The following is a 3,770-nucleotide window of genomic DNA, read 5'->3' on the forward strand; positions in this document are numbered from 1 at the left end:
CTCGACGCGCCGTCGCCGGGCCGCTTTGCCGTCGGCCAGTTTGTGCACCACCAGGGGTTCTGCGATCGAATCGCCCACGCGGCCACGGGGGTTCAGCGACGAGAATGGGTCCTGGAACACCAGGCCGACGCGGCGCCTGATCTGTTTGGCCGCAGCGCCTTTCACGTGGAGAACGTCGTCGCCGGCCAACGTCGCGGTGCCCGAATCCGGTTTCACCAGGCCCGTCAGGCACGCCGCGACGGTCGACTTGCCCGATCCGGATTCACCCACCAGGCCCAGGGTGGTGCCGCTGCGGATGGCGAACGACACATCCTTGACCGCGTGCACCGTCGAGCGACCCACCGGGGTCGTCACCGTGAACCGGACGTCGAGTCCGTCGACGTCGAGCAGTGTCTCCGCGTCGGTGACCGCCGGCGGACCGGACCGGTCCAGCACCGGCCGGGCGGCCAGCAGGTCGCGGGTGTACTCGTCGCGGGGCCGGTCGAACACCTCCATGACCGGTGCCTGCTCGACGGTCGCCCCGCCCCGCATCACCGTCACCTCGTCGGCGACCTGCCCGATCACCCCGAGGTCGTGGCTGATCCACACGACCGCGGTGCCGAAATCGCGCTGCAAGGTGCGCACCAGATCGATGATCTGCGCCTGCGTCGTGACGTCGAGCGCGGTGGTCGGTTCGTCGGCGATCAGCAGTTCGGGGTCGCACGCCAGTGCGATCGCGATCATCACCCGCTGGCGCTGCCCGCCGGAGAGTTGGTGCGGGTAGGCGTGCAGACGCATCTGCGGGTCGGGCAGCCCGACCGCCTCCAGTAGCTCCAGCGCTCGGGCGCCGGCCGCGCGGCGGGTCATGTTACGATGCGTTTCAAGCGATTCCGTGATCTGACGCTCCAGCGTCAGCAGCGGGTTCAGCGACGTGCCGGGGTCCTGGAACACGAAACCGATGCGTGCCCCGTGCACACTGCGCAGCACCCGCGGTGACGCACCGACCAGCTGCACGGGTTCGTCCGGACCGGTCAGCGTGCTCGACCCCGAGACGCGGGCGCCGGGGGCGTCCAGCAGCCCGGTGGCCGCGAGTACGGTCATCGTCTTGCCGGAACCCGACTCGCCGACGATGCCGACCGTCTTCTCCCGGGCGACGTCGAAGGACACACCGTCGACGATGGTGCGGGAGCCGATACGCACCCCGAGGTCTTCCACACGCAGGACGGTCATGGCTCCCTCCTGCGGGCCTCGACCGTGGTGCGCTGCTTCGGATCCAGCACGTCGCGCAGCCCGTCGCCGAACAGGTTGAACGCCAGCACGATCAGAAAAATCGCGGCGCCGGGGAACACCGCCATCCACCATGCCATCGTCACGAATCCCTGCGAGTCGAAGATCATCCTTCCCAGCGAGGGCTGGGGTGGTTGAATTCCCAGGCCCAAAAACGACAGCGCGGCCTCCGACAGGATCGCGAACGCCAGCGACAGCGACGTCTGCACGATCAGCGGGCCCGCGATGTTCGGCAGGATGTGTCGCCGCACGATGTACAGGTCGCCGGTGCCCAGCGCGCGCGACGCCGACACGTACGGTTCGGTGCGCACACCGAGCGTGCTGGCCCGCGCCACCCGCGCGAAGATCGGGGTGTACACGATCGCGATCGCCAGGATGGTCGTGGTCACGCCGGGACCGAGGATCGCGACGACAGCGAGCGCGAGCAGAAGCACCGGGAACGCGAACATCACGTCCACGACACGCATCAACACCGTGTCCAGCCAGCCGCCGCGGTAACCGGCGATCACCCCGACCGCCACGCCGACGACCAGGGCGAGCGCGACGCTCACCACCGCGATGCGCATCGACGCCTGGATGGCGACGAGAACCCGGGACAGCACGTCGCGGCCCAACTCGTCGGTGCCGAACCAGTGCGCACCACCCGGCGGCTGCAGCGCGTTCGGTACGTCGACGTCGTTGACGCCGTACGGGGCGATCCAGTTCGCCGTCACCGCGACCACCGCCACCACGATCAGCACGAGCGCACTGACCAGCGTGACCGGGTTGCGCGCGAGCAGCCGCCATGACGAGATGCGGGTGCTGTCCGGTTCGGTGGTCGTCATCCCAGTCGAATCCTCGGGTCCACGACGGCGTAGAGCACGTCGACGAGCAGGTTGATCGCCAGGAACAGTGCGGCGATGAGCAACACCGCGCCCTGGATCAGCGGATAGTCCCGGGCTGCCACCGCGTTGAACACCAGCCGCCCCAGGCCCGGCCACGCGAACACCACCTCGACGACGATCACCCCGCCGAGCAGGGTGGCGAGCTGGATGCCGGTGATGGTCAGGATCGGGACCAACGCGTTGCGCACGGTGTGCCGGAATGTGACGACGCGCGGCGAGAGCCCCTTGGACCGGGCGGTGCGCACGTAGCCCATCGCCGCGACCTCCAACACCGCCGACCGCACATAGCGCGTCATGATCGCCGCGGCCACCACACCCACCGTGAACCCCGGCAGGATGATGTGGCGAAGCCATCCCGCCGGGTCCTCGAACAGGGGCCGGTAGCCCGAGGTCGGCAGCCAGCCCAGCACCGTGGAGAACAGCGCGATCAACAGGATGCCCATCCAGAAGTCCGGGATGGACACACCGAACTGGCTGGTGATGCGGACCAGCGTGTCGCTGAGCCGGCCTTCGCGCAGCGCGGAGTAGATGCCTGCGGGCAGCGCGATCGCCAACGCGATGACGATGCCGACGAAGCCGAGCGACAGCGTCGCGGGCAGCCGCTCCAGCAGCGTCACCGTGACCGGGTCACCGTTGCGGAAGCTGACGCCGAGATCACCGGTCAGGGCCGAGCCGATGTAGCCGAAGAACTGCTCCACGATCGGACGGTCCAGACCGCTCGCCGTGCGCAGCGCTTCGTAGGCCTCGGGGGTGTAGCGGGTGCCCAGCGCGATGCGCACCGGATCGCCGGGCACCAGGTGCACCAGCGCGAACACCACGATCAGCACGCCGAACAACACGATCGCCGAGTACATCAGCCGGCGCGCGACGAACCGGAGGATCATCAGGCACCGCCGTCCGCGTCGAAAGTGGCGGTGCGGAACCGGACCGCGCCGTCGCGGCGCGCGTCATACCCGGACAGTTCCGGGTTCCACGCCTGGATCACCGACGGGTTGTACAGGTAGATGTAGCTGACCTTGTCGGCGATCAGCGTGGCGGCCCGCGCGTACTGCTCCTTGCGCGTGGCCCCGTCGGTCTCGACGCGGCCCGCGTCGAGCAGCCGGTCGACCTCGGGATCGGAGAACTTCTGCGCGTTGCTGGTGCCGTCGGTGTGGTGCTGGGCGAAGTAGAAGTCGTCCGGATCGATGTTGCCCAGCCATCCCATCATCAGCATGTCGAAGTTCCCGGAGTTCTGTTCGTCGAGCCAGGTCGCGAAGTCGACGGTGCGGATGCCCACCGTGATGCCCAGCGGGGCGAGGTTGTCGGCGATGATCTGGGCCGCCGTGACCGTCTCCGGATACTCGGTGGTGACCAGCATGTCGAGCTGACCCGGCCGGACGCCGACCTCCTGCAACAGTTCCCGGGCGCGGTCCAGCCCACCCGAGCTGTACCTGTCGTAGGGCGTGAACCAGGGATTGCCCTCCGGTATCGCGAGCTGATTCACCGCGGCGGTCCCGTAACTGGTCGCCTGCACGATCGCGTCGCGGTCGATCGCGTACGCGATCGCCTGGCGTACCCGCACGTCGTTCCACGGCTCGCGCGCCTCGTTGAGCGCCAGATACCAGTAATCGTTGCTGGGTG

Annotated in this window: 4 protein-coding genes; all 4 read right to left on the reverse strand. The window is 68.6% G+C overall.

Features of this window, described 5'->3' with window-relative positions:
* Nucleotides 1-1,209 (reverse strand): ABC transporter ATP-binding protein (locus ASJ79_RS20440; protein WP_067959163.1); only part of this gene is annotated, 1,209 nt, incomplete at its 3' end.
* Nucleotides 1,206-2,090: an ABC transporter permease gene (locus ASJ79_RS20445; RefSeq protein WP_067959165.1), complete on the reverse strand. Its 885-nt coding sequence runs from the start codon at nt 2,088-2,090 to the stop codon at nt 1,206-1,208. The genes ASJ79_RS20440 and ASJ79_RS20445, both read right to left, overlap by 4 nt.
* Nucleotides 2,087-3,034: an ABC transporter permease gene (locus ASJ79_RS20450; protein WP_067959168.1), complete on the reverse strand. Its 948-nt coding sequence runs from the start codon at nt 3,032-3,034 to the stop codon at nt 2,087-2,089. The genes ASJ79_RS20445 and ASJ79_RS20450 overlap by 4 nt, the downstream gene beginning before the upstream one ends.
* On the reverse strand, nt 3,034-3,770 hold a 737-nt coding region (locus ASJ79_RS20455), incomplete at its 5' end, for an ABC transporter substrate-binding protein (protein ID WP_231750951.1). The genes ASJ79_RS20455 and ASJ79_RS20450, both read right to left, overlap by 1 nt.

Source organism: Mycobacterium sp. NAZ190054, from assembly GCF_001545925.1.
In the GTDB taxonomy this organism is placed as follows: domain Bacteria; phylum Actinomycetota; class Actinomycetes; order Mycobacteriales; family Mycobacteriaceae; genus Mycobacterium.

Excerpts from the sequence above, each read along its gene's own strand:
- ASJ79_RS20450 (WP_067959168.1), bottom strand. The coding sequence starts at position 3,034 with ATGATCCTCCGGTTCGTCGCGCGCCGGCTGATGTACTCGGCGATCGTG.
- ASJ79_RS20445 (WP_067959165.1), bottom strand. The coding sequence starts at position 2,090 with ATGACGACCACCGAACCGGACAGCACCCGCATCTCGTCATGGCGGCTG.